Origin of the sequence: Mesorhizobium sp. WSM4313 (genome assembly GCF_002294725.1) — a bacterium.
GTDB lineage: Bacteria > Pseudomonadota > Alphaproteobacteria > Rhizobiales > Rhizobiaceae > Mesorhizobium.
Map to the genome: position 1 here is coordinate 581,868 of NZ_NSFT01000001.1, position 25,065 is coordinate 606,932.

Below are 25,065 nucleotides of genomic sequence, written 5' to 3' on the forward strand. Positions count from 1 at the left end.
TCTTCCTTCTCCCCTGGTGGGAGAAGGTGGCCGAGCGAAGCTCGGTCGGATGAGGGGTGTTCCAGAGAATACCAGCGTCTCACTCCGCTGGAATACCCCTCATCCGTCTCGGCGCTTGCGCGCCGATCCACCTTCTCCCACAAGGGGAGAAGGAAGAAGGCCTGCACAAAAATTTCATCTTCGATTCACGACATAGCCGGCAAAGCGTCATTGGCGGGCCATCTTTGGCTGCCTATCTACGCGCTATGCGGGAAGGCATCGAGGAGGCGACGGATGAGCGAGAGCATCAACACCCTGGACGAGCTTTTGAACGACCCGATGGTCCAACTCGTGATGGCGCGCGACCGCGTGCGCCCGGCCGAGCTTCGCCTGCTTCTGGAAAAGGCTCGCGACAGGGCAAGCGATGATTCCCGCATCGATCAGGCTTCGGTGCCGCCGGCGCATGTGGTGGCAAGAAGCTGCCTGAAGCAGTGGTTGTACCGCTGAGGCAACTCCAGGGAAATTGGTCAGCTCGAATTCGCGGGCAAGTAACTGTAATGGCTACGCAAATAGGCGAGCTTGAAGCCGAGCCGGTCGTAGTTGCGATAGGCCGGCCCGTCGCGGTCGGGGCGCGGCGCCTCGATATCGGCGACAAACAATTTCGCACCGGCGGCTATGCCGTCGCGGACCAGCCTTTCGCCAAGCATGGCGTCAAGATCGAAGCTTGGCGCCATGATGCCCGGTACCGGCGCGTCGATGCCGGTCCAGGCGGCCCCGTCTGAGATGAAGAGCGAGCGCACGGCGGCGACCGCGCCCCTGCGTTTCAGCATGTAATGATGCCAGCCCTTGCGATCGACAAGCGCCATCAGCCAGGGCGAGGTGGGGAGCCTGTATTTGGCATCGATGAAAGATGCCCATTCCGAAGCTGTCCTGGGCGTGACCTCCTCGATCACCAGATCGTCAACCGGGATCAGCGGGTCGCTCGGGAAAAGCGGTTCGTCCGCCAGCGGCGTCGCGTCGCGATAGATGCGCTCCCAGCCGCCTTGCTGCTGCATCCCGCGCGCTTCCAGCCAGCATCTCAGCCGCGATGGCTCGGTATGCGGGTTGGTATAGAACCAAGGCCGCATGACGCCGGCCGCGCGGTAGTGCGCGAGCAGCGCGTCGACCTGTTCTTCCGTCGCCGGCCCATCGACGCCGATATTCTTCACGCAGTTGAAATGAATGAACGGGATCGTCGTGCAGGTGGTCCACACAAGGTCGCCGTCGCTTGCGATCGAAAGCCCGTGCCGCGCAGCGAAATCCGCAGGCGCCGCTTCGTAGAGATCGAGCCAGGCAGCGACCTCGGCGCGCTCGATGGCGCGGCTGGTATCACGCGACACCTCCTCGATCGCAATTTCGGCAGCATGCGTTTCCGGCGGCGTGACCGGCTCCAATTCCGACAGGGCGGCGGTCGACATTGTGATGCTCCTCCGATTTGCCTTACAGTGTAAGATTAGCGGAGAATAATATGGCGGTGCCAGTTGTCAAGCAGGATTAGCGGCACCTTACAAATCCGTGAGTTGGAATCACGCTATCGTGAGGCTAAGCCTGTCCTCCAGGCTTTTCGAATGACGATTCACTTTTTGCCCCCAAGAACGATTGGGGCACGGGGAAAGGACCGGGATGACAGACGTCTGCACGCAAGGGTTGGATACCGGCTTTGTCGGCCTGGGTTATGCCAAGGTGGCATTTCTCGGCATCGTGCAAGGCATCACCGAATTGCTGCCGATTTCGTCCACGGCGCATATGCGCATCGTGCCGGCCGTGCTCGGCTGGCAGGACCCCGGCTCGGCCTTCTCGGCCGCTATGCAGCTGGCGGCGTTGGCGGCGGTGGTCAGCTATTTCTGGAGCGATGTCAGGGACGTGCTGTTCGGTTCGGTTGCGGCGATCTCGCGGCGCAATTTCGGCGACCGCTATTTCCGCCTGGCGATCAGCATCGTGCTTGCCACCGTCCCGATCGTCATTGTGGGCCTCGCGCTTTCCGGCGTGCTCAACGCCTGCAACTCGCCGCTGCGGGGGCTCGCCGTCATCGGCTGGGCCTGTATCGCCATGGCGATCCTTTTGGCGCTCGCCGAGATCTTCGCCAGCCACAAGCTGATGCTGCGCCAGGCATCGATCCTCGACGCGCTGCTTGTGGGCGTCGCCCAGGTCGGCGCGCTTATTCCCGGCGTTTCGCGCTCGGGCTCGACGCTGACGGCGGCGATGGGGCTGGGTTTCGCCCGGCCGGAGGCGGCGCGCCTTTCCTTCCTGCTCGGCCTGCCGGCCATCGCACTGGCCGGCCTCAAGGAGCTCTATGAACTGCACAAGGTGCATCTCGATGGGCATGGTTGGTCGATCCTGGCCGTCGGCCTTGTCGTCGCCTCGATCTCGGCTTTCTTCGCGATCTGGGGGCTGATGCGCGTGCTCGAGCGCTTCTCCGCCTGGCCGTTCGTCATCTATCGCGGCCTGCTCGGCGTGGTGCTGCTGATCGGCGTCGCGACCGGCTGGCTTATCTAGAGGTCTCGGCCCACTCCGCTATATCGACGCCGACGCCCGGGTGCGCTGATGGATCTTGGGACTCTGCTGCAATCCGTGCCATTGCTTGCGACGCTGGTGAAATCGGCGGCGCCGGCGGCAATTGGCGCCGGCATAGGCCTCGGCCAATGGCTGGCGGCGCTGCCGCCCTGCCGCAACCAGGTTTTTGAGAGCGCGACCTATCTGGTCTGCGAAGCCGACCCGAAGCGTTTTTTCATCGAGCTGTTCTGGAAGAACAAGGACGGCGATCCCTACCGATCGCTGCACAATCTGCAAAGCGCGCAGCAGGCGACGGGGCGCACCATGCTCTTCGGCATCAATGCCGGCATGTATCATCCGAACCTCGCGCCGGTCGGCCTCTATGTCGAGCGCGGCGAGCAGGTCACGCCGGCGAAGACGGGATCGGGCACCGGCAATTTCTCCATGCAGCCCAACGGCATCTTCTATGTCAGCGCCGGCAAGGCCGGGGTTCGCGCGACCAAGGATTATCTGAAGCGCCCGCCGCGCGTCGACTATGCCACGCAATCCGGGCCGATGCTGGTCATCGACGGCAAGCTGCATCCGAAATTCCGTTACGACGGCACCTCGCGCAAGATCCGCGATGGCGTCGGCGTGCGCGCCGACGGGGTCGCGGTCTTCGCGATCTCGAACGATGTCGTGACCTTCCATGAATTCGCGCGGCTGTTCCGCGACCGGCTCGGCTGCCCGAACGCGCTCTTCCTCGATGGCTCGATCTCGAGCCTCTATGCGCCCGGGATCGGCCGCAACGACGATTTCTGGAATCTGGGGCCGATGATCGGCGTGTTCAGGCGCTAGCCGAGAACCGCTTCGGCGCCACTCCGAATCATTCGGTAGCGCCAAAGGTAAATTTTGATTCAAACTTTGTTGGTAATTTCTCATTAGGAATGGGGTTTCCGGCGGCGCTGTCCCTGCCTTCGGTCTGTTTTGTTTAGCGTACAGGTCAAGATGCGGATTTTCGGCGTCGTCAGTTTCGTGCTCGCATCGCTTTGGCTCGGCGGCTGCTCGTCTACGTCCGGCGTCGATGCCTTGCAGATGCCGTCCAATGAGACGACGAGCTCGGTCGTGCGGCCAAGCGCGCCGGTGTCGAAGGGCGCGAGGACTGCCGTCGCCGAAAGAACCGTCGAGACCGCATCGATGTCGGGCGCCGCGCGCATCAAGCCGCCGGCGCCGTTGCTCGACGAAAACAATGCGATCCCCGACGACGAGAACGCTCGCCCCGGCGACGAGAACTCGCGCCCCTTCGGTCTGGCCGAGGAGGAGACGGTGAACTTCCCGGCGGCCGATCTGCCGGACAGCGTCGAGCCGCCGGTGCAGGAGGCGGCGCTCGTCTCGCCGCCGAAGCGGCTGTCGCGCGCCGCGCCCGCCATGCTCGCCAGCCCGGTCACCCGCTATGCGTTCCGCGACGCCAAGCCGATCAATTTCGGCCGCTCTTCGCCGCGTCATCTGGCCGTGCACGGCGTCGACGTCTCGCGCTGGCAGGGCAACATCAACTGGGAAAAGCTGCGCGCCCAGGGCGCCAATTTCGCCTATATCAAGGCGACCGACGGCGGCGACCATCTCGACCCGATGTTCATGAAGAACTGGCGCAACGCGGATGCCGCCGGGCTGAAGCGCGGTGCCTATCATTTCTTCTACTGGTGCCGCACCGCCGGCGAGCAGGCTGACTGGTTCATCCGCAACGTGCCGAAGGTCGATGGCGCGCTGCCGCCGGTCATCGACGTCGAGTGGAACGGCGACTCTTCGTGCAGACGCAAGCCGTCGCGCGACAAGGTGCTAGAGAAGATGCAGGTGTTCATGGACAAGCTGGAGCGCCACTACGGCCAGCGGCCCATCATCTACACCAGCCCCGATTTCTATCGCGACAATCTACGCGGCGCCTTCCTGGATTACCCGTTCTGGCTGCGCGCGGTGGCGGCGCATCCGTCAAAAGTCTATCCGGGCCGCAGGTGGCTGTTCTGGCAATATTCCGGTTCCGGCCTGTCGCGTGGCGTCAGCGGCCGCATCGACCTCAACGTCTTCCATGGCGACGAGCGCCAATGGCGCGCCTGGCTGGGCGGCGGGCAGATGATAGCCGACGCGGATTAAGGCGGAGTTTTCCCTTCTCCCCTTGCGGGAGAAGGTGGCCGCGCAGCGGCCGGATGAGGGGTGCTCCAGCTTGATGCAGACCTTCGCAAACGACTGATGATCGCCAGCATCTCACTCCGCTGGAATCCCCTCATCCGTCTCGGCGCTGCGCGCCGACCCGCATTCTCCCATAAGGGGAGGAGGGGAAGCACCGGCGCCTCACGCGCGGGCGTCGGCCGGTGAGGTCGATGGCAATTTCGGCATTTCGCTAACCATGCGCTCACCCTGTCTCTTAGAGGTGCGGCAACGGGCTTCCGGTAACGTGTCCGTGATCGCATTTCGGAGAGGTTTCGATGCGCAAACTGATTGTTACTGCCGCTTTGGTAGCCGCCGTCGGCTACGGATTTTTCAATTCGCACATGCGGGGCAGCGAGCCCAAGGACAATGTGGTCGCCTACTCCACCACCGACGCGGCGATGCAGGGCGCCAAGGCCAAGGGCCATTCGACGCTGCCGCGCTTCCATGAACTGATAGCCGCACGCACGCCTGGCACCTACACCGTGAAATTTCCGCTGACCCAGAACGGCGCCACCGAGCATATCTGGATGCAGCTTGTGGCTTTCAGCGACGGCCGCTTCGTCGGCCTGCTGGCCGACAAGCCGGTCAATGGCAACCAGTACAAGATGGGCGATCGCATGACGGTGGCCGAGGCCGACGTCGAGGACTGGATGATCCGCAACGGCGGCGACGTCTATGGCGGCTACACGGTGCGCCAGGCGCTGGCGGATATGCCGAAGGAACAGGCGGCGAAATACGGAATCGCGTTCAAGGATTGAGCGCTCTTCTCCTTCTCCCCCTGCGGGAGAAGGTGGCCGCGAAGCGGCCGGATGATGGGTGTTCCAGCTTGATGGAAGCCTTGCCGGTTCGGGGGCGCCGCAGCAAGATCGCCAGCCTCTCACTCCGCTGGAACACCCCTCATCCGTCTCGGCGCTGCGCGCCGATCCACCTTCTCCCACAAGGGGAGAAGGAGAAGAGCGCTCATGCCTCGGCCCCGCGCGGTCGTCATTCTCGGGCTTGACCCGAGAATCCATGCCGAGACCTCGGCGAAGTGTGCAAACGGAGCAGAATTCTGAACCGTTGCAACGCGTCGATGTAACGGAATGGATTTCAGGGTCTGCGCGCGTCGCTTCGCTCCTTGCTCCGCCCTCGAATGACGAAGCAGAAGGGGCATCGCCACCTACCCCCCGTTGATCATCGCCTCGATGTTGTAGCCGTCGGGATCAAGCACGAAGCAGGCGTAGTAATGCTCCGTATAATCCGGACGCGGTCCGGGCGCCCCATTGTCCGCCGCGCCGGCATCGAGCGCCGCCCGATAGAACGCCTCGACCTCCGCCTTGCTCCTTACTCGGAAGGCGACATGAAGACGGGTGAGCGGCGGCTTCTCGTCCGTGCTCTGGATCTCGAACAGGCAGCCGTCGCCGACATCAAAGGCCCAGAACACGCCTTCCTTGCCGAAGGAGAGGCGATAGCCCAGAGGCGCGAAAGCCTGCTCGTAGAAGAGCTTGCTTTTGTCGAGGTCGCTCACTTCGATGGTGATGTGGTCGATCACGGTATGGCGGAACACTCGGCGGTCATGGTGGCGGTCGGCCTGCGCCGCGGTTCGTCAGGGACGGTGCAGTCTCATCAATCTCCCTTGTAGCTCCATTGTGCGCGTCTCAAAGGCCTCAGGTTTTTCATAAAAAAAGTCGAATAATTCCTCGATCATTTCTAGACACCAATGAGCGTCTTCATATTCGACTTCGAAGGACCGAAGTCCGTTGCTCGTCATGAAAGGGTGTGCTGCAAGATTGCCAATGCACCTGATCATATCGGCATAGGCTGTATAAGTTCCCGCCATTCCCCCTGGGCGATCGGTTTTGGTAGCTGACCTAATCTGTTTGGCTAGACTTCTTTGGGTGTGACCAAGCGACAGCAATAGGTCTTCGAGGCAGCGTCTTGAAATGACAGCCGAGCCAGCTGGGCTGACAGGAAGAATCTTGCATGCGTCCTCATATGTGCGCCAAACGTCATGGGGGACATAGAGAAAATCTCTTGGGGTATATGAGTAATCCAAACTAAGATTGACCTTAAGGGTAAGCGAGCAAGGCCCCGATTTCCGAAAAGCTAATCTTGCCTGGCCTGTGGCATGTTATGCCTCTACCCTAATGCCGTGGCGCCAGACGCTACGCCTCTACATACTCCGCCAGGCTGACGCCTTTCGGCACATCCAGCCCGTCTGCACGCAAACCTTCGATGTGGAAGCGGATCGCATCACGGATTTCGGTTTCCACCTCAGCTACCGTCGCTCCGGTAGCGATGCAGCCTGGCAGGTCGGGCACATATGCAGAAAAGTTATTTCCGGCTTTTTCGATCACCACGGCGTAGCGCATACCATCACTCCTTCAGGCCGGACTGCTTGAGGATGCTGTTCAACGTTCCTGGTGCAACCTCTTCAGACGGCTTTGGTCTTATGCTTATATTGGCGATGGCTGCCTTTGGTTGCAACCAAATACCAGCCGTCGGCCTCCAGCATGCGAATAACTTCGCGGACTGTAAGCCGAGGCGGCATCTAAGCTCTCAGCTGCACCCGCTCGTGCTTCCACACGTGTCGCACTTCTCGCAGGTGCCGTTCCGCACCATGGTGAAGTTGTGGCACTCGGAGCATTCGTTGCCGGTGTAGCCCTGGAGCAGCGACTGCTGGCGCCTGGTCGCGGCGAGCTTTTTCGCTTCGGCCGCCTCATTGGCGGCAGCGTCGGTGAACAGCGCCTCGGCGCCGCCGGCGGCTTCGACCTCTTCTTCCACCATATCCTCGGCCAATTCCCGGGCGCGCTCTTCATAGTCGCGCTTGTAGGCGATGGCCTCGTCGCTTGCCGGCTTCAGCGCCAGCACGTTGGAGCCTGAGAAGGCGGTGGGCGCCGCGCGGGCAGGGGCGGTCGATGGCCCCGAGCCGCCGAAACCCTTCGGGTCTGAACCCGCAGCTGACACCAGCTTCACCGGCGAGGCGCCGCGATAGAGGCCCTTGGAGAAGGGCGTCGCCTTGCCTTCGGTGATGCCGCGGCCAAGCGCGGTCTTGTCGAAGTCCGACTGGTCGACATGGGCGAGGTCGTGGCGGCCGAGATAAGAGACCGCGAGCTCACGGAACACGTAGTCGAGGATCGACGTCGCGTTCTTGATGGCGTCGTTGCCCTGCACCATGCCGGCCGGCTCGAACTTGGTGAAGGTGAAGGCCTCGACATATTCATCGAGCGGCACGCCGTACTGCAGGCCGAGCGAGATCGCGATGGCGAAGTTGTTCATCATCGCGCGGAAGGCGGCGCCCTCCTTATGCATGTCGATGAAGATCTCGCCCAGGCGGCCGTCGTCGAACTCGCCGGTGCGGAGATACACCTTGTGGCCGCCGACGACTGCCTTCTGGGTGTAGCCCTTGCGGCGGTTCGGCAGTTTCTCGCGGTCGCGGTAAAGCCGCTCGATAACGCGCTCGACGATCTTTTCCGTCACCTGCACGGCACGCTGCGCGGCGGGTGCCGCGATCAGCTGTTCGACCGCCTCGTCCTCGTCCTCGTCGTCATCGACGAGCAGCGAGGCGTTGAGCGGCTGCGACAGTTTCGAGCCGTCGCGATAAAGCGCGTTGGCTTTCAGCGCCAGCTTCCATGACAGCATATAGGCGTTCTTGGCGTCCTCGACCGTCGCCTCGTTCGGCATGTTGATGGTCTTGGAGATGGCGCCCGAGATGAAAGGCTGCGCCGCCGCCATCATCAGGATGTGGCTGTTGATCGAGAGCGAGCGCTTGCCGATCTTGCCGCAGGGGCTGGCGCAATCGAACACGGGCAGATGCTCGGCCTTGAGGAAGGGCGCGCCTTCCAAGGTCATCGCACCGCAGACATGGATGTTGGCGGCGTCGATGTCCTTCTTCGAGAAGCCGAGAGCCGGCAGCATCTCGAAGGAGATGTCGCCGAGCTGCTCGTCGGTGAAGCCGAGCGTCTCCTTCACCCAGTCGGCGCCGAGCGTCCACTGGTTGAATACGAACTTGATGTCGAAGGCCGACTTCAGCGCTGCATTCAGCGCCGCGATCTTCTCATCGCTAAAACCCTTGGCCTTCAGCGAGGAGGGGTTGATGCCGGGCGCCTGGTTGAGGTTGCCGTGGCCGACCGCATAGGCCTCGATCTCGGCGATCTGGCTCTCGGAATAGCCCAGCGTGCGCAGCGCTTCCGGCACGGCGCGGTTGATGATCTTGAAATAGCCGCCGCCGGCGAGCTTCTTGAACTTCACCAGCGCGAAATCGGGCTCGATGCCGGTTGTGTCGCAATCCATGACGAGGCCGATCGTGCCGGTCGGCGCGATGACGGTTGCCTGCGCATTGCGGTAGCCATGCTCCGCGCCGAGCTCGATGGCGCGGTCCCATGCGGCGCGGGCATGCTCGGCCAGCGCCTGCTGCTTCAGGTCGGAGGCGACCAGCGGCACCGGGTTGACGGCGAGCTTCTCGTAGCCGTCCTTGTCGCCGTAAGCGGCGCGGCGATGATTGCGCATGACGCGCAGCATGTTCTGGGCGTTGCGGTCATAGTCCGGGAAGGCGCCGAGCTCGGCGGCCATTTCGGCCGAGGTCGAGTAGGCGACGCCGGTCATGATGGCGGTGAGCGCGGCGCAGATGGCGCGGCCCTCGTCGGAGTCGTAGGGAATGCCCGAGGTCATCAGCAGGCCGCCGATATTGGCGTAGCCGAGGCCGAGCGTGCGGTATTCGTAAGAGAGCTTGGCGATCTCCTTGGACGGGAACTGCGCCATCATCACCGAGATTTCGAGCACGATGGTCCACAGCCGAACGGTGTGCTCGTAAGCGGCGATGTCGATCGTGCCGTCTTCGCGGCGGTAGGGCAAAAGGTTGATCGAGGCGAGATTGCAAGCCGTGTCGTCGAGGAACATGTATTCCGAGCACGGGTTGGAAGCCCGGATCGCACCGGCGGAGGCGCAGGTGTGCCAGTCGTTCATCGTCGTGTTGAAGTGCAGGCCCGGATCGGCGGAAGCCCAGGCGGCGTAGCCGATCTTTTCCCACAGGTCGCGCGCCTTCAGCGTCTTCAGCACCTTGCCGTCCTTGCGGGCGGTGAGCTGCCAGTCGCCATCGGCCTCGACGGCGCGCAGGAAATTGTCCTTCAGCGACACCGAATTGTTGGAGTTCTGGCCGGAGACGGTGAGATAGGCGTCCGAATCCCAGTCGGTGTCGTAGGTCTTGAACGACATCGAGGTGTAGCCCTGGCGGGCGAACTGGATGACGCGGTAGATATAGTTCTCCGGCACGGCGTCCTTCTTGGCCGCCTTGATCTCGCGCTTCAGCGCGGTGTTCAGCGCCGGGTCGAAGCAATCGTCGCCATGGCCTTCGCAATTGACGCAGGCCTTCATGATGGCTTCGAGATGCTTCTTGACGATCTTGGAACCGGTCACCAGCGAGGCGACCTTCTGCTCCTCATTGACCTTCCAGTCGATGAAGTCCTCGATATCCGGGTGGTCGGCGTCGACTATGACCATTTTCGCCGCGCGGCGGGTCGTGCCGCCCGACTTGATGGCGCCCGCCGCGCGGTCGCCGATCTTGAGGAAGCTCATCAGGCCGGACGAGCGGCCGCCGCCGGAAAGTTTTTCGCCCTCACCGCGCAGCATCGAGAAGTTCGAGCCGGTGCCGGAGCCGTATTTGAACAGGCGCGCCTCGCGCACCCACAGGTCCATGATGCCGCCCTCGTTGACGAGGTCGTCCTGCACGCCCTGGATGAAGCAGGCATGCGGCTGCGGGTGCTCGTAGGAGGACTTCGACTTGGTCAGCTTGCCGGTAAAGGGATCGACATAGAAGTGGCCCTGGCTCGGGCCGTCAATGCCATAGGCCCAGTGCAGGCCGGTGTTGAACCATTGCGGCGAGTTCGGCGCGACGCGCTGGGTGGCGAGCATATAGGCGAGCTCATCGCGGAAGGCGCGCGCGTCATCCTCGGATTTGAAGTAGCCGCCTTTGTATCCCCAGTAGGTCCATGTGCCGGCGAGGCGATCGAAAACCTGGCGGGCGTCGGTTTCCGAACCATAGCGCTCGGCCTCGGGCAGCTTGGCGAGCTCGGCCTCGTCGGCAACCGAACGCCACAGAAAGGAGGGGACGTCGTTCTCCTCGACCTTCTTCAGGCGCGCCGGCACGCCGGCCTTGCGGAAATATTTTTGGGCCAGGATGTCGGCCGCGACCTGGCTGAACTGCGCCGGCACATCGATATTGTCCAGGCGGAACACCACCGAGCCGTCGGGATTCTTGATCTCCGACAAAGCCTTGCGAAATTCGATCTCTGCATAGGCGGACTGATCTGGCTTGGTGAAGCGACGCTCGATGCGCATTGGTCCCGTTCCTTTGTGTCTATATATAGCGCCTTTCCCAAGGGATTGCTGCCCCACATGGCGAAAAGCGCTTTGTCGGCATCGCGGGCGACGCCGACACTCTCCTCGTCGCGGGCGCTGCCATGCAGACAAGCAAACGCCCTTCCAGGCGCTTACCCAGGTTGCCGGCCGACCCGCGGGTCCCTCGAACTGAAACTTTTGTCGATTCCCTCCGCAGAGGGAGGTTCACACTATCTAGCGTCGAGCCTGCCTGCAAACACTAAATATAGTGTTAACAGAACATTTTTTCCAGGCCGACAATTCTCCCTTTCGCCCACCCAAGCCCTAACGATCCCAACGCTTCCGCCGGCCTCGTGAACAGGCGGAAATCCGGGCAAAACGCACAAAATCCGGGAAAAAAGACCGGCCTCAGAACTCTCCGGTCGCGCCCGCTACAGGAGCGCATGGCCTATAAAAAGCGACTCGTTCCAACCCGTCAAGGATTCGTTTGCGTAGCTTTTATGACCCCAACATCTTGTGTGTCACATATGTGGATAACGGGGACATAAGAAGCCCGGCTTTGCAGGCGCTTGACGCGGCGACCGGCCAGGCCGGAAGCCGTGTCGGGCCGATGGCTTTTCATTTTAGCTGGCTTGCACTATCTGTTGCGTTCGCGCGGGGGCGCGCCTTGTCAACACCAAAAGCATCCGCTACGCCCCGCTCATGACAGTTACCGTACGTTTTGCCCCATCGCCGACCGGCCGCATCCATATCGGCAATGCGCGCACCGCGCTGTTCAACTGGCTTTTCGCCATGAACAACAAGGGTCGTTTCATACAGCGTTTCGACGACACCGACATTGCCCGCTCGACGCAGGAATACGCCGATTCCATTCTTTACGACCTGCATTGGCTGGGCATCTTCCCGGATGTCACCGAATACCAATCGCGCCGCTTCGAGATTTATGACGCGGCGGTCGAGCGGCTGAAGGCGGCGCGGGTGCTTTATGCCTGCTACGAGACGCCGGAAGAGCTCGACCTGCGCCGCAAGGTGCGCCGCACGCGCGGCCTGCCGCCGGTCTATGGCCGCGAAGCGCTGACGCTGACGCCGGAGCAGGTGGCGGAGTACCAGTCGGATGGCCGCCGGCCGCATTGGCGCTTCCTGCTGCCCAACTACACCAACGACCCGCTGCAGCCCGAGCGCACCGAGGTGCGCTGGAACGACCTGGTGCGCGGCGAGGAGACGGTCGACCTCGCCTCGCTTTCGGATCCTGTCCTGGTGCGCGAGGACGGCACCTATCTCTACACGCTGCCCTCGGTGGTCGACGATATCGAGATGGGTGTGAGCCATGTCATCCGCGGCGACGACCATGTCACCAACACCGGCGTGCAGATCGCCATCTTCAAGGCGCTGGGCGCCGAGCCGCCGATCTTCGGCCACCACAATTTGCTCACCACAGTGTCGGGCGAGGGGTTGTCGAAGCGCACCGGCGCGCTGTCGATCGAAAGCCTGCGCGAGGACGGCATCGAGCCGATGGCCGTCGCTTCGCTGGCTGTGCTTGTCGGCACGTCGGAAAATGTCACCGCCGCGCATGATCTTAACGAGCTCGCCGGCCATTTTGACCCGGCTGCGACGTCCAAGTCCGCCTCCAAATTCGACCCGGACGAGCTCTTCGTGCTCAACCGCACGCTGATGCATCGCATGTCGTTCGAGGAAGCGCGCGACCGGCTGATGGTGCTGGGCATTTCCGGCGACAAGGCCGAGCCGTTCTGGCTTGCCGTGCGCGGCAATCTCGACCGTCTGTCGGACGCGGTCGCGTGGTGGCGTATCCTGAGCGAGGGTCCCCAGGAGCCGGCGGAATTTTCCGGCGAAGACCGCGATTTCCTCAATCAGGCGTTCGACGTTCTCCCCGAGGAGCCGTGGAACGGCACGGTGTGGAAGGACTGGACCGGCAAGATCAAGGAAGCCACCGGGCGTAAGGGCAAGCCGTTGTTCATGCCGCTGAGGCTGGCCCTTACCGGGCGGACTTCAGGGCCCGAGCTTTCAGATCTATTGCCGCTGATGGGTCGGGAAGGAACGCTGGCCCGACGACCCTGACCTTGCGCTGATCGGGCGGCAGCGCCGAGACCGGCGACACCGGCACTTTGGTGGTCAGCCGCCTGATCTCATCTACGTCGAGCCCGCCTTCGGCATTGGCGAGCGTTTCCGGATCGGCGCCCGGATCGGGCTTGGACGCCGGCATCGGTATGAAGCGCGCTGCTTCGCCCTTCGGCTGCGACTGTTCGGGATTGGGCGGGTTGCCGCCGATGATCGTGAAATTGCCGGCCTGCGCCTTGCAGCCGCAGGTGGGCGGGCGCGAGTAATTGGCCTGTTTGTAGAGATAGGCGGTCGGCAGCTCGCTATAGGGTTGACCTGTCGCCGACGAGGTCATCGAGCCAGAATCGTCGTCCATTCCGCGCGAATAGAAGACCTGCATCTCGGTACCTGGGCAGCTCGACTCGCAATTCTTCTGGTCGCGCTCGAAATCACCGATGGAAGCGGCATTCGACATCGGGAAGAAATAGCCGTCGCAGGTGCGCACGCACATCGTGTGGAACTCGCCGCCCAGCCGGGGCAGGTCCATGCCGTCCGGCTGGTTGATGACGCGGCGAATGTTGCGCACGCTCGGATCATCGGACGGCACGTCCGCCGAGTCCGGCATACCGGTGGCATCGGGCGTTTCGAGCTGCTGGTCCTGGCGGCCGAAAAGCTGCTCGAATAGATTGCCGCCGCCATTGTCGCGGGCCGCCTCCCGCAGCGGGGCGCGACGCGGTGCGATCTCGTCGTCACGGCAGCCATTGGCATCGAGCGCCGCGAGGATGCGACTGCGGTCGCGCCGCGTGCCGCCGGCGGCCAGCCGCTCGCGCTTGGCCTGCAATGTGTCGAGATTGGCATTCATCCGCTCTATCGAGGCGTTGATCGCGGCGCATTGGCTGACATTGCGCGAAAACAGCGTGAAGCCGCAACCGGCGTCGCTTGCCCGGCCGCGGGCCTTGGCAAGCTGCTCGCTCTGGCGCTGGATGGCATCGTCATATCTGCGCACGATGCCGGGGCCTCCGCCACCGCCGCGCGTCGCGGCGAGTTCGGCTTCGAGTTGCCTGCATATGCGAGAGGCGGCCTGGGTTTCAGCGGCGGCGACAGCTGAGCCTGCAAGCGCTGCAAGCAGCGTCGCAAGATGCATCAGCTTCAGCCCCTTCATTCTCGTGGAATCCCGATTGCCCGTGCCGGAAGGCTACCGCGTTCGTGGTTACTGTTCCCTTAGTCTGCAACCCGGCAAAATTGCGCTCGTCGCGCCAACCTCAGTTCAAGTCGACGAGGGCCTGCGCCTTGTGCGCCGCCTCGACCACCGCAAGCGCGGTCATGTTGACGACGCCGCGCGAGGTTACGGACGGCGTCAATATATGCGCGGGCTTGTCGGTGCCGAGCAGGATCGGCCCGACATGCAGCGCGTCCATCATGGCGCGCAGCGCCGTCAGCGTGATGTTGGCCGAATCGAGATTCGGGAAGACCAGCAGATTGGCTTCGCCTTTCAGCCGCGAATGCGGGTAGACGCGCTGGCGCAGATGTTCTGAAAGAGCGGAGTCGGCATGCATCTCGCCATCGCACTGGAGTTCCGGGGCGATGCGAGCCAGGATCGCCGCGGCCTGGCGCATCTTCAGCGCGCCGGGTGAATCGCGTGAGCCAAAATCCGAATGCGACAGAAGCGCTGCCTTCGGCTCGATGCCGAAGCGCTGGATTTCCTCGGCCGCGAGCACAGTCATTTCGGCGATTTCTTCCGCTGTGGGATCGACCGAGACATGCGTGTCGGTGAGGAAGATGATGCCGCGCTGCGAGATCAGCATCGACAATGTCGACAGGTCGCGGTCCTTGATGCCGGCGCGAGGCCCGATGATCAGCGTGACGTTGCGCAGATGCCGCTCGAAGCGGCCTTCGAGCCCGCAAATCATGGCATCCGCGTCGCCGCGCTTCAGCGCAAGAGCGGCGATCACCGTATTGTTGGTGCGCACCATGGTGCGGGCGGCTTCCGTCGTGATGCCGCGGCGGCCGGCAAGCTCGATCAGGAGGTCGACATAGTGGCGGTAACGCGGATCGTCTTCCGGGTTTATCAGGCCGAAATCGACGCCCGGACGGATGCGCAGGCCGTAACGCTTCAGGCGGACCTCCACGACATGCGGACGGCCGATCAGGATCGGCTCGGCGATGCCTTCCTCCAGCACCACCTGCGCGGCGCGCAGCACACGCTCGTCCTCGCCGTCGGCATAGATGACACGCTTGGCGCTCGAGGTTTTGGCGGAGGAGAACACCGGCTTCATCACCAGGCCGGAGCGGAAGACGAAGCGGTTGAGCTTGTCGATATAGGCGGTGAAGTCGGCGATCGGCCGCGTCGCGACGCCGGTGTCGCAGGCAGCCTTCGCCACCGCCGGCGCGATACGCAGGATAAGGCGCGGATCGAAGGGCGAGGGGATCAGGAAATCGGGGCCGAAAATCGGCGTCTCGCTGGAATAGGCGCGCGCCGCGACATCCGAAGGCTCCTCGCGGGCAAGGGCGGCGATCGCCCGCACCGCCGCCATCTTCATCTCCTCGTTGATGGCGCTGGCGCCGCAATCGAGCGCGCCGCGGAAGATGTAAGGAAAGCACAGCACGTTGTTGACTTGATTGGGAAAATCCGAGCGCCCGGTGCAGATCATGGCGTCCGGCCGTGCGGCACGCGCCACTTCCGGCATGATCTCGGGATTGGGGTTGGCCAAGGCCAGGATCAGCGGTTTCGGCGCCATATGCTGCAAAAGCTCCGGCTTCAGCACGCCAGCGGCGGAAAGGCCGAGAAAGACGTCGGCGCCGGAGATGACGTCGGCCAGCGTGCGCGCCTCGGTATCCTTCACATAGGGATCTTTCCAGCGATCCATCTCTTCGACGCGACCCTTGTGGGCGACGCCGAACCGGTCGGTGACCCAGATGTTTTCCACCTTCGCGCCGAGCGAGACCAAAAGGTTGAGGCAGGCAAGTGCTGCAGCACCCGCGCCGGAGGTGACGATCTTGATGTCGGAAATCGCCTTGCCGGCCAGTTCCAGCCCGTTGAGCACCGCCGCGGCGACGATGATCGCGGTGCCGTGCTGGTCGTCGTGGAAGACCGGAATGCCCATGCGGGCCTTCAGCCTCTCCTCGACCTCGAAACATTCCGGCGCTTTGATGTCCTCCAGGTTGATGCCGCCGAAGGTCGGCTCGAGCGCTGCCACCGTCTCGACCATGCGCTCGATCTCCGGCGCGTCGATCTCGATGTCGAAGACGTCGATGCCGGCGAACTTCTTGAACAGCACCGCCTTGCCTTCCATCACCGGCTTGGAGGCGAGCGGGCCGATATTGCCGAGCCCCAGCACGGCGGAGCCGTTGGAGACCACGCCGACGAGATTGGCGCGGGCGGTGTAGTCGGCGGCGGTGGCGGGATCGTCACGGATCTCGAGGCAGGGCGCGGCCACGCCCGGCGAATAGGCAAGCGCCAGGTCGCGCTGGTTGCCGAGCGGCTTCGTCGCCTGGATCTCGAGCTTTCCCGGCGTCGGGTGCTTGTGGAAGAAGAGGGCGGCCTCGTCGAGGTCCGACCGGGCCGTTTTCTTGTTCTCGCCGTCCATCCGGCCCTCCCTCTGTTCCTGATTTGGAGCCTTTTAGCATGTGCCGGAGAGTTTTCGCGACGGCAAATAGCGGGCTCCGCCCTTCACAATGCCGGAGCAAAAATAATCAATCGATTCCAGATACTTGGGGTGTGAGCCTCAAGCCTTCGGATCGGCGGCGGTCAGAACGCGCTGACGTAGAGGCCGCCGTCGACCGGGATGTTCTGGCCGGTGAGGTAGCCGGCATGGACCGAGCAGAGGAAGGCGCAGATCTGGCCGAATTCCTCCGGCGTGCCGAGACGTTTTGCCGGCACGTCGGCGCTGATGCGAGCCTTGCGCGCGGCCGCCGCGGCCGGGTCTTCCGGAGTGCCGGCCTCGTGCGGGCCGCGCAGCCGGTCGGTGTCGAGCTTGCCGGGCAGCAGGCTGTTGATAGTGACGTTGCGGTCTATGACCGTGCGCGCCACGCCGGCGAGGAACGAGGTCAGGCCGGCGCGCGCGCCGGACGACAGGTCGAGACCGGGGATCGGAACATAGACCGACAGGGAGGTGATGTTGACGATGCGGCCGAAGCCGCGCTTGGCCATGCCGTCGATAACCGCCTGGATGAGCTCGATCGGCGTGACCATGTTCTGCGTCACACCCTCGAGGATCTTGGTGCGGTCGAGCTCGCGAAAATCGCGCAGCGGCGGGCCGCCATTGTTGTTGACCAGAATGTCGGGATCAGGGCAGGCGGCGAGCATCGCTTTCTGCACCTCGGGCTTCGACACGTCGCCGGCAACTTCGATGACATCGACGCCGAACCGGTCGCGGATCTCCTTGGCGGTCTTGGCCACGAGTTGGGCGTTGCGGCCGTTGACGACGAGGTCGACGCCGGCTTCGGCAAGCGCCATGGCGCAGCCTCGCCCCAGTCCCTTGCTCGAGGCGCAGACGATGGCCTTCTTGCCGCGAATGCCGAGATCCATGACGATTTTCTCCTGATTGTGTTGCGCGCAAGCTAGCGCCTGGGCTGGACCAACCGCAACCGTCATACGGTTGTTGCATGAATCGGCGCATAGGCACGCGAAAGCAAAGGGTAAAATCGTGATGTCAGACCCAGAGCCCCGCACTTTTCGCGCCCTGTTCATTTCCGACGTGCATCTCGGCTCGAAAGCGGCCAAGGCCGATTTCCTGATCGACTTCCTGCGTCATCACGACGCCGAGATCATCTATCTGGTCGGCGACATCGTCGACGGCTGGCGGCTGCGGCGCAACTGGCACTGGCCGCAGAGCCACAACGACGTGGTGCAGAAGCTGCTGCGCAAGGCGCGCAAGGGAGCCTCGATCACCTATATCGCCGGCAATCACGACGAATTCGCCCGCCAGTTCCAGGGCGTGCATTTCGGCGGCATCGTCGTCGCCGACCGCGCCATCCACGAGACCGCCGACGGCCGGCGCCTGCTGGTCATCCATGGCGACCAGTTCGACACGGTGGTGCACAACCAGCGCTGGCTGGCCTATCTCGGCGACTATGCCTATGACGCGGCAATGCTGGTCAACCGTGTCGTGACCAAGCTGCGCCACCTGCTCGGCCTGCCTTACTGGTCGTTCTCGTCATGGGCCAAGGTCAAGGTGAAGAAGGCGGTGAACTTCATCGGCTCGTTCCAGACCGTGCTTTCGGAAGAGGCGCGGCGCTCGCATGTCGACGGCGTGATCTGCGGCCACATCCATCACGCCGCAATCGAGAACTACGGCGATGTGCAGTACATCAACACCGGCGACTGGGTGGAAAGCTGCACGGCGGTGGTCGAGCATTTCGACGGCCGCATGGAAATCCTGACCTGGGCGCATGTGTTGCCCGAGGTCTCGACCGGCAATGAAGCGCTGGTGCCGGTCGATATCATCGACCTCAAGGGCAGGGCGGCTCAGGCGGCTTGAGCCCGGCCGCCTTTCCCCGGCTCAGCCTGCTGCCTTCGCGCTGGCGCAGCGCTCGCTCGAAGGCCCCGTCCTTCAACAGCCTAGCTCTCGATCGATTGGTCCAGCCGGTTCCGTCGCGCTTTGCCGCATGTTAGGGATCGAGACACGTTGCATGGGAGTCGAATGCAGCGAAATTGGATCGATTCATGTCGCTGCCGCTGCTATCGCCCGAACAGCTTGTCAAGCCGAGCCATTTCGAACTGCGCATGAGCCTGATCTTCGCGACCTTGTTCGTCTCGCAAGGCACGCATCTGCCTTACTTTCCGCTCTGGCTGCAGGCGAAAGGTTTTCATGCCGAGCAGATTGCGGTCATCCTGGCCGCGCCGATGTTCCTGCGCGTGTTGACGACGCCGATGCTGACAGCGCTTGCCGACCGGGCCCGCGATCGCGCCGATGTCTATATCGCGGTGGTTGCGGCCTCCATGGTCATCTCTGCCGGCTATTTCCTGCCGGCCACCTATGCCGTCGTGCTCGCCGTGTCGCTGCTTTTGACGATCGTCTGGACGCCACATTCGCCGATGGCCGATTCGCTGGCGCTTTCGGGCGTGCGCCGTTTCGGCTCGAACTACACGGCAATGCGCAAATGGGGCTCGATCTCGTATCTGTGCGCCAATGTCGTCGGCGGGTTCATCCTGGCGGCCACGGGTCCGCAGGCGGTCCCGGTCATCATCTTCATTGCGCTCGGCGCGGCCCTGGTCGCGGCGCTGCTGTCGCCGCGCATGGGGCGGCCGCGCAAGGCCTCGCCGCTGTCGGCGACCGAGATCCAGCACAAGGCGCCGAGCCTGTTCAACGCCTATTTCCTCTATTTCACGCTTGGCGTCGGCATCATCACCGCCAGCCATGCCTTCCTCTACGGCTTCGTCTCGATCTACTGGAAATCGATCGGAATCGGCAATTCCGTCGTTGGCCTGCTATGGGCCTGGGGCGTGGTGTCGGAAGTCTGCATGTTTCTGTTTTTCAATCGTATTTTTGCTTCCATCTCGGTCGCCAGGGTGATGGTGATCGCCGGCATCGGTTCGATCGTGCGCTGGATCGCCTTTCCGCTGGTCTGGCCGCTCGGTCTGGGCGTCGCCGGCTTCTTCGGCGTCCAGACGCTGCATTCGGTATCGGTGGCGATGGTGTTGATCGGCCTGCAGAAGATGATCGGCGAAACGGTTTCCGAGGAGCGCACGGGCGCCGCGCAAGGCATCGCCTATTTCTTCAACGGCTTCTTCATGGCGGCGGTGACGCTTGCTTCAGGCCCGCTCTATGACCGTTTGGGCGTCGACGGTTTCTGGGCGATGATCCCGATCGCGGTCGTCGGCATGGTGCTGATAAGCCTAGCTTCCCGTTCAGCCCCAAAGCACCCTGTCGGGGGGTGAAACCAGCGATCCCCGGTAGACGAGACCGGGCTCGCGATCTCGTGCCAGCAGCAGCGGACCGTCGAGGTCGACGAAGTCGGCGTCCTGCGCGAGCAGCACCGCCGGGGCCATGGCGAGCGAGGTGCCGACCATGCAGCCCACCATGATGCCGAAGCCGAGTTCGCGCGCGCGGTCGCGCAACTTCAACGCTTCGGTCAGGCCGCCGGATTTGTCGAGCTTGATGTTGACGGCGTCATAGAGCCCGGCCAGCGCATCGAGGTCCTTTGCCGCATGCACGCTTTCGTCGGCGCAGACCGGCACCGGATGCGCGATCCGGCGCAGGATGTCGTCTTTGCCCGCCGGCAGCGGCTGTTCGACAAGCGCGACGCCGTGCTGCGCGGCGAAGCTGAGGTTCGCCTCGACATTTTCGTCGGTCCAGCCCTCGTTGGCATCCAGGATGATACGGCTTTCGGGAGCGGCTTCCGTCACCGCGCGGATCCTTGCCATGTCGTCGTCGCCGCCGATCTTGACCTTGAGCAGGGGACGCGCGGCATTGGCGCGTGCTTGCGCCGCCATGGCGTCCGGTTCGGCGAGCGACAGTGTGTAGGCGGTTTCCAGTGGCCTCGTCGGAAGCGCCCCGATGGCCGCCGCCACCGGCGTTCCGGTCAGCTTGGCTTCCAGGTCCCAAAGGGCGCAGTCGATGGCGTTTCGTGCGGCGCCCGCGGGCATGGCTGAGAGTAAGGCGGTCCGGTCGATGCCGGAGACGACCGGATCGCGCATGGCCTCGATGGCCGCGCGCACCCCCTCCATGGTCTCGCCGTAGCGCCTGTACGGCACGCACTCGCCGCGCCCGGAACGTCCCCCGTCAGCGATCGTTACGGTGATGACTTCGGCCTCGGTTTTGGATCCGCGTGAGATGGTGAAGGTGCCGGCGATCGGGAATCGCTCCATTTCGACCGAAATGACACGCGCCATAATTTTCTTCTCCGGCTGTGCGACACCGGTCTGCCGGCAAATCGACACGCCAGTCCGGTCACGCTAAACAGGACGCCATGTTGACCATCCGCAAACGCGACGCAAGCGGCGAGGCCAAGGACGCCGAGCACCGGCCTCGCATTGCCGTGGGCGAGGAAGGGGGCGTGCTGGGCTGCGCCTTTTCCGGCGTGTGGACGACGCGCACCGTGGCGCTGGTCGATGCCGACATGCGCAAGATCGAGCAGAGAAGCGGCGCAAAACAGCTGATGCTCGACCTTTCCCACATCGAAAAGATGGACACCGCCGGCGCATGGCTTATCGACCGGTTGGCCAGCGCCTTCGAGAAGAAAGGCGTCGAGGTCCATTTGCAGGGGCAGAGCGAGATCGCTTCGATCCTGCTCGGCGCGGTCGGCGATGCGGTTCGCCGGGAGCCCGAATCGGATCCGTCCGGGCCGCCCAACATCATCCTGCGCGCGCTGGAGCTGGTTGGCCGGCGTGTCTATGAGATGCGCGACGATTTCTTCGCCTCCATGAACATCCTCGGCGCCACGATCCGCGGCGCGCAGATGAAGCTCGGCCGCGGCCACGCGGTCAACCCGGCCGCGATCTTCAACCAGATCGATCGCATGGGCGTCGGCGCGATACCGGTGGTGGTGCTGATGTCGGCCATTGTCGGCGCCATCGTCGCTCAGCAGGGCGCCTACCAGCTCAGCTATTTCGGCGCCAACATCTTCGTCGTCGACCTCGTCGGCGTGCTGATCCTGCGTGAACTCGGCGTGCTGATGACGGCGATCATGCTCGCCGGCCGTTCGGGCAGCGCCATCACCGCCGAGATCGGCTCGATGAAAATGCGCGAGGAGGTCGACGCGCTGAAGGTGATCGGCCTCAATCCGATCGGCGTGCTGGTCTTTCCGCGGCTCGTCGCGCTGGTGATCGGGCTGCCATGCCTCACGATCATTGCCAATTTTGCAGCGCTTGGCGGCGGCATCGTTGCCGCCTGGCTCTATTCCGATATCCCGCCGGCCGCGTTCATCGACAGGCTGCGCGTCGCCATCGACCTCAGCACCATCTTTGCCGGCCTGATCAAGGCGCCGTTCATGGCCCTCATCATCGGCATCATCGCGTCGGTCGAGGGCATGAAGGTCGGCGGCAGCGCCGAATCGCTCGGCCTGCACGTGACCGCGTCGGTGGTGAAGTCGATCTTCGTCGTCATCATCCTCGACGGGCTTTTCGCCATGTTCTACGCAGCGATCGGGTTCTGAGATGGCGAACGGCAACGGCGCCACGGCCGCGCAGGACACGAATGACGACGAAATCGTGCTTTCGGTTCGCGACGTTACCGTCGCGATCGACGACAAGGTGATCCTCGACAAGCTCTCCCTCGATATCAAGCGTGGGGAAATCCTCGGCTTCGTCGGCGCTTCGGGCGCCGGCAAGTCGGTGCTGTTGCGCACCATATTGGGGCTGATGCCGAAGCAATCGGGGACGATCAGCCTGTTCGGCGTCGACGTCGACAAGGCCAGCGACGCCGATCGCCTGCGCATCGACATGCGGCTTGGCGTTCTTTTCCAGCATGGCGCGCTGTTTTCAGCGCTGACGGTGATGGAAAACGTGCAGGTGCCGATGCGCGAATATCTCGACCTGCCCAAGGCGCTGATGGACGAACTGGCCTTGCTCAAGATCGAGCTGGTCGGATTGCCGCCCGACGCCGCGCTGAAATTCCCGTCCGAGCTGTCCGGCGGCATGATCAAGCGCGCGGCGCTGGCGCGCGCCCTGGCGCTCGATCCCGACATCGTCTTTCTCGACGAGCCGACCTCGGGGCTCGACCCGATCAGCGCCGCTGAGTTCGACGAGCTTGTCGTCAAGCTGCGCGACACGATGGATCTGACGGTCTACATGGTTACGCATGATCTCGACACGCTGTTCACCGCTTGCGATCACGTGGCGGTGCTCGGCAAGAAGAAGGTTCTGGTCGAAGGCACGATCGACGACATGCTGAAGAGCGACGAGCCGTGGGTGAAATCCTATTTCCGCGGAAAACGCGCCCGGCAACTTGATCTTGCGGCGCGCGCATAGCCATAAGTGGGGCGATGGAAACAAGAGCCAACTACATAATTGTCGGCATCTTCACGCTTGGCGCGATCCTGGCGGCCTTTGCCTTCGTCTATTGGACGGCCGCCATCGGCGACAGGGGCGAAACGGCGATGCTGCGCGTGCGCATCCCGGGCTCGGCCTCCGGCCTCAGCCGCGGCAGCCTTGTGCTGTTCAACGGCGTCAGGGTGGGTGACGTGAAGAACGTTTATATCGACGGCGACGATCCGACCGTCGCCATCGCCGACACCGAAGTCGCCCGTTGGACGCCGATCACCAAATCGACGCAGGCCGATATCGGACTGACCGGCCTCAGCGGCCAGGCCAATATCGAGCTCAAGGGCGCCGATCCGAAGGAGACCAGGCTGCTCGACGAAGCGGAGAAGGAAGGCAAGGTCGCCGAAATCGTCGCCAATCCGTCCGCGGTCACCAACCTTTTGCAGACGGCGCAGAACATCTTTACCCGCGCCGACAAGGTGCTTGGCGAGCTCGAAGGCTTCACCAAGGACGTTCGCGGCCCGCTGACGCAGACGGTCAAGAACGTCGAGACCTTCTCGGACGCGCTGGCCAAGAATTCCGACGGCATCGACAAGTTCCTGTCGGCGGTGAGCTCGCTTTCGGATCAGCTGAAGAATGTCTCGGGCCGGCTCGACAGCACGCTGAAGGCCGCCGAAGGCCTGCTCAATTCCGTCGACAAGGACCAGATCAAGAGCATCGTGGCCAATGTCGACACGGTGACGACGAACCTGAAAGAGACCTCGAAGCAGTTCGATACCGTCATCGACAACGTCAACACGGCGGTCGGCTCGATCAACGATTTCGCCAAGCAGACGCAAGGGACATTGGCCAAGGTCAACAGCGTGCTCGACGGCATCGATCCCGCCGACGTCAAGGCCGCTTTGGCCAACATCCAGAAGGCCAGCGCCAACGCCGACAAGGCGGCGTCCGACATCGCCAAGGTCACCGACAAGATCGCCAACCGTTCCGACGACATCAACGAGACCATCAAGGACGCCCGCCAGCTCGCGCAGCGGCTCAACGACGCTTCGGTGCGCGTCGACGGCATCCTGGTCAAGGTCGACAAGCTCCTCGGCTCCGGCGAGGCCAACGGCGTCATGGCCGATGCCAGGGCGACGTTGAAATCATTCAAGCAGGTGGCCGACACGCTGAACTCCCGCCTCGGCACAATCGTCGACAACCTGTCGCGCTTCTCCGGCCAGGGCCTGCAGAACGTCGAGGGGCTGGTGCAGGACAGCCGGCGCTCGATCAACCGCATCGAGGAAGCGGTGACCGATCTCAGCCGTAACCCGCAGCGCATTCTGTCCGGCGGCGCCGGCGAGGTCCGGCAATTCGATGGAAGGGCACGGCGTTGACTTCGGCCGCCGTGACCGTCAAGAAATGAACCGCAAATGCGGGTTGATCGTAAGATCCGGGGACAGCGGGGATCACGCGTGAAGTCGATCGGGGTGGTTGCGGGTAGTTTGAGATCGTCCGCCGCAGCGTTGCTGGTGCTTGCGGTTGCCGGCTGCGCGGCACTGGGCGGCAAGCCGACGCCGCTCGACACGTTTGAATTGTCCGCGCCGTCGCTCGATGTGCGTGCCCACAGCCGTCGCCAGATCCTGATCGCCCAGCCGTCGGCGCTCAAGGCGCTGGACAGCCAGAACATCGTCATCAGGCCTTCCGACCGGTCGATCCAGTTCCTCAAGGGCGCGCAATGGGCGGACCGGCTGCCGCTGATCGTGCAGGCGAGGCTGGCCGAAACCTTCCAGCGCTCCGGCAGCTTTGCCGGTGTCGGAAAGCCGGGCGAGGGACTGGCCATCGACTACCAGATCATCGTCGAGGTGCGCTCCTTCGAGGTGCGCGTCAATGGCGGCGAGCATGCCGATGTCGATCTGTTCGTGCGCATCCTGAACGACCGCAACGGCGAGGTGCGCGCCTCGAAGAACTTCACCGCGAGCGCCCCGGTCTCAGGCGGCGGAAATGCGGCTTATGTCGGCGCGCTGGACAGCGCCTTCGGCCAGGCGGCGGCAGACATCGTCCGCTGGACGGATTCGACGATCTGACAGCGGGCGCCA

General features: G+C 63.4%; 21 protein-coding genes. 12 read left to right on the top strand and 9 right to left on the bottom strand.

All coding sequences use genetic code 11. The annotated features are described in order from the left end of the window. Nucleotides 1-273: 273 nt before the first annotated feature. Entirely contained in the window at nt 274-486 is a 213-nt protein-coding gene (locus CK219_RS02940; protein WP_095765230.1) for a hypothetical protein, read from the top strand. Between the two features lie 20 nt (nt 487-506). Here CK219_RS02940 and CK219_RS02945 read toward each other — a convergent pair whose 3' ends face one another. After that, nucleotides 507-1,436 (bottom strand): hypothetical protein, encoded by a 930-nt coding sequence (locus CK219_RS02945; RefSeq protein ID WP_095765231.1) that lies wholly within the window; start codon nt 1,434-1,436, stop codon nt 507-509. Between the two features lie 205 nt (nt 1,437-1,641). On the opposite strand from CK219_RS02945, the gene CK219_RS02950 reads away from it, so the two are divergent. From CK219_RS02950 to CK219_RS02965, 4 genes are all read left to right on the top strand, one after another. Next, nucleotides 1,642-2,514 (top strand): undecaprenyl-diphosphate phosphatase, encoded by an 873-nt coding sequence (locus CK219_RS02950; RefSeq protein ID WP_095765232.1) that lies wholly within the window; start codon nt 1,642-1,644, stop codon nt 2,512-2,514. Between the two features lie 48 nt (nt 2,515-2,562). Beyond that, entirely contained in the window at nt 2,563-3,348 is a 786-nt protein-coding gene (locus CK219_RS02955; protein WP_095765233.1) for a phosphodiester glycosidase family protein, read from the top strand. Nucleotides 3,349-3,498: 150 nt separating this feature from the next. Then, entirely contained in the window at nt 3,499-4,638 is a 1,140-nt protein-coding gene (locus tag CK219_RS02960; protein ID WP_095765234.1) for a GH25 family lysozyme, read from the top strand. 332 nt (nt 4,639-4,970) lie between these two features. Next, entirely contained in the window at nt 4,971-5,453 is a 483-nt protein-coding gene (locus CK219_RS02965; protein ID WP_095765235.1) for a DUF2314 domain-containing protein, read from the top strand. Nucleotides 5,454-5,854: 401 nt separating this feature from the next. On the opposite strand, the gene CK219_RS02970 is transcribed toward CK219_RS02965, so the two are convergent. From CK219_RS02970 to CK219_RS02990, 4 genes are all read right to left on the bottom strand, one after another. Beyond that, entirely contained in the window at nt 5,855-6,226 is a 372-nt protein-coding gene (locus CK219_RS02970) for a VOC family protein (RefSeq protein ID WP_095765602.1), read from the bottom strand. Between the two features lie 613 nt (nt 6,227-6,839). Next, the gene (locus tag CK219_RS02980) at nt 6,840-7,046 is read right to left on the bottom strand and encodes a type II toxin-antitoxin system HicB family antitoxin (RefSeq protein ID WP_013532022.1); all 207 of its coding nucleotides are present in this window, start codon (nt 7,044-7,046) and stop codon (nt 6,840-6,842) included. Between the two features lie 62 nt (nt 7,047-7,108). Next, a complete protein-coding gene (locus CK219_RS02985) occupies nt 7,109-7,225 on the bottom strand; it encodes a type II toxin-antitoxin system HicA family toxin (RefSeq protein WP_348628326.1) in 117 nt (38 codons plus the stop codon). A gap of 8 nt (nt 7,226-7,233) precedes the next feature. Next, nucleotides 7,234-11,010: a vitamin B12-dependent ribonucleotide reductase gene (locus CK219_RS02990; protein WP_095765237.1), complete on the bottom strand. Its 3,777-nt coding sequence runs from the start codon at nt 11,008-11,010 to the stop codon at nt 7,234-7,236. Between the two features lie 702 nt (nt 11,011-11,712). Between CK219_RS02990 and gltX the strand changes: the two genes are divergently transcribed. Further along, entirely contained in the window at nt 11,713-13,086 is a 1,374-nt protein-coding gene (gene gltX, locus CK219_RS02995; protein ID WP_095765238.1) for a glutamate--tRNA ligase, read from the top strand. Here the strand turns inward: gltX and CK219_RS03000 are convergent. The 3 genes from CK219_RS03000 to CK219_RS03010 all read right to left on the bottom strand — a co-directional run bounded on the left by CK219_RS03000 (nt 13,004) and on the right by CK219_RS03010 (nt 17,593). After that, entirely contained in the window at nt 13,004-14,209 is a 1,206-nt protein-coding gene (locus tag CK219_RS03000) for a DUF2865 domain-containing protein (protein WP_245340385.1), read from the bottom strand. The genes gltX and CK219_RS03000 overlap by 83 nt on opposite strands. 118 nt (nt 14,210-14,327) lie before the next feature. Then, entirely contained in the window at nt 14,328-16,652 is a 2,325-nt protein-coding gene (locus tag CK219_RS03005; RefSeq protein WP_095765240.1) for an NADP-dependent malic enzyme, read from the bottom strand. Nucleotides 16,653-16,813: 161 nt separating this feature from the next. After that, nucleotides 16,814-17,593 (bottom strand): SDR family oxidoreductase, encoded by a 780-nt coding sequence (locus CK219_RS03010; RefSeq protein ID WP_095765241.1) that lies wholly within the window; start codon nt 17,591-17,593, stop codon nt 16,814-16,816. 121 nt (nt 17,594-17,714) lie between these two features. Between CK219_RS03010 and CK219_RS03015 the strand changes: the two genes are divergently transcribed. Both CK219_RS03015 and CK219_RS03020 read left to right on the top strand, forming a co-directional pair. Beyond that, a complete protein-coding gene (locus tag CK219_RS03015; RefSeq protein WP_095765242.1) occupies nt 17,715-18,545 on the top strand; it encodes a UDP-2,3-diacylglucosamine diphosphatase in 831 nt (276 codons plus the stop codon). Nucleotides 18,546-18,730: 185 nt separating this feature from the next. Next, nucleotides 18,731-19,945, top strand: coding sequence for an MFS transporter (locus CK219_RS03020; protein ID WP_095765243.1), 1,215 nt, complete (start codon nt 18,731-18,733; stop codon nt 19,943-19,945). Here CK219_RS03020 and dgcA read toward each other — a convergent pair. Then, nucleotides 19,916-20,899: an N-acetyl-D-Glu racemase DgcA gene (gene dgcA, locus CK219_RS03025; protein WP_095765603.1), complete on the bottom strand. Its 984-nt coding sequence runs from the start codon at nt 20,897-20,899 to the stop codon at nt 19,916-19,918. The genes CK219_RS03020 and dgcA overlap by 30 nt on opposite strands. 77 nt (nt 20,900-20,976) lie before the next feature. Between dgcA and CK219_RS03030 the strand changes: the two genes are divergently transcribed. The 4 genes from CK219_RS03030 to CK219_RS03045 are packed head-to-tail and all read left to right on the top strand — an operon-like array spanning nt 20,977 to nt 25,053. Beyond that, nucleotides 20,977-22,161 (top strand): ABC transporter permease, encoded by a 1,185-nt coding sequence (locus CK219_RS03030; protein WP_095765244.1) that lies wholly within the window; start codon nt 20,977-20,979, stop codon nt 22,159-22,161. Nucleotide 22,162: 1 nt separating this feature from the next. Further along, nucleotides 22,163-22,975, top strand: coding sequence for an ABC transporter ATP-binding protein (locus tag CK219_RS03035; RefSeq protein WP_095765245.1), 813 nt, complete (start codon nt 22,163-22,165; stop codon nt 22,973-22,975). Nucleotides 22,976-22,989: 14 nt separating this feature from the next. Beyond that, nucleotides 22,990-24,363, top strand: coding sequence for an MlaD family protein (locus CK219_RS03040; protein WP_095765246.1), 1,374 nt, complete (start codon nt 22,990-22,992; stop codon nt 24,361-24,363). 36 nt (nt 24,364-24,399) lie between these two features. Beyond that, nucleotides 24,400-25,053, top strand: coding sequence for an ABC-type transport auxiliary lipoprotein family protein (locus CK219_RS03045; RefSeq protein ID WP_095765247.1), 654 nt, complete (start codon nt 24,400-24,402; stop codon nt 25,051-25,053). The last annotated feature ends 12 nt before the right edge of the window (nt 25,054-25,065 follow it).

Bases quoted from the DNA above. Each gene is read 5' to 3' on its own strand.
- CK219_RS02940 (WP_095765230.1), top strand. From the start codon at position 274: ATGAGCGAGAGCATCAACACCCTGGACGAGCTTTTGAACGACCCGATG.
- CK219_RS02945 (WP_095765231.1), bottom strand. From the start codon at position 1,436: ATGTCGACCGCCGCCCTGTCGGAATTGGAGCCGGTCACGCCGCCGGAA.
- CK219_RS02950 (WP_095765232.1), top strand. From the start codon at position 1,642: ATGACAGACGTCTGCACGCAAGGGTTGGATACCGGCTTTGTCGGCCTG.
- CK219_RS02955 (WP_095765233.1), top strand. From the start codon at position 2,563: ATGGATCTTGGGACTCTGCTGCAATCCGTGCCATTGCTTGCGACGCTG.
- CK219_RS02960 (WP_095765234.1), top strand. From the start codon at position 3,499: ATGCGGATTTTCGGCGTCGTCAGTTTCGTGCTCGCATCGCTTTGGCTC.
- CK219_RS02965 (WP_095765235.1), top strand. From the start codon at position 4,971: ATGCGCAAACTGATTGTTACTGCCGCTTTGGTAGCCGCCGTCGGCTAC.
- CK219_RS02980 (WP_013532022.1), bottom strand. From the start codon at position 7,046: ATGCGCTACGCCGTGGTGATCGAAAAAGCCGGAAATAACTTTTCTGCA.
- CK219_RS02985 (WP_348628326.1), bottom strand. From the start codon at position 7,225: ATGCCGCCTCGGCTTACAGTCCGCGAAGTTATTCGCATGCTGGAGGCC.
- CK219_RS02990 (WP_095765237.1), bottom strand. From the start codon at position 11,010: ATGCGCATCGAGCGTCGCTTCACCAAGCCAGATCAGTCCGCCTATGCA.
- gltX (WP_095765238.1), top strand. From the start codon at position 11,713: ATGACAGTTACCGTACGTTTTGCCCCATCGCCGACCGGCCGCATCCAT.
- CK219_RS03000 (WP_245340385.1), bottom strand. From the start codon at position 14,209: ATGCATCTTGCGACGCTGCTTGCAGCGCTTGCAGGCTCAGCTGTCGCC.
- CK219_RS03005 (WP_095765240.1), bottom strand. From the start codon at position 16,652: ATGGACGGCGAGAACAAGAAAACGGCCCGGTCGGACCTCGACGAGGCC.
- CK219_RS03010 (WP_095765241.1), bottom strand. From the start codon at position 17,593: ATGGATCTCGGCATTCGCGGCAAGAAGGCCATCGTCTGCGCCTCGAGC.
- CK219_RS03015 (WP_095765242.1), top strand. From the start codon at position 17,715: ATGTCAGACCCAGAGCCCCGCACTTTTCGCGCCCTGTTCATTTCCGAC.
- CK219_RS03020 (WP_095765243.1), top strand. From the start codon at position 18,731: ATGTCGCTGCCGCTGCTATCGCCCGAACAGCTTGTCAAGCCGAGCCAT.
- dgcA (WP_095765603.1), bottom strand. From the start codon at position 20,899: ATGGCGCGTGTCATTTCGGTCGAAATGGAGCGATTCCCGATCGCCGGC.
- CK219_RS03030 (WP_095765244.1), top strand. From the start codon at position 20,977: ATGTTGACCATCCGCAAACGCGACGCAAGCGGCGAGGCCAAGGACGCC.
- CK219_RS03035 (WP_095765245.1), top strand. From the start codon at position 22,163: ATGGCGAACGGCAACGGCGCCACGGCCGCGCAGGACACGAATGACGAC.
- CK219_RS03040 (WP_095765246.1), top strand. From the start codon at position 22,990: ATGGAAACAAGAGCCAACTACATAATTGTCGGCATCTTCACGCTTGGC.
- CK219_RS03045 (WP_095765247.1), top strand. From the start codon at position 24,400: ATGCGGGTTGATCGTAAGATCCGGGGACAGCGGGGATCACGCGTGAAG.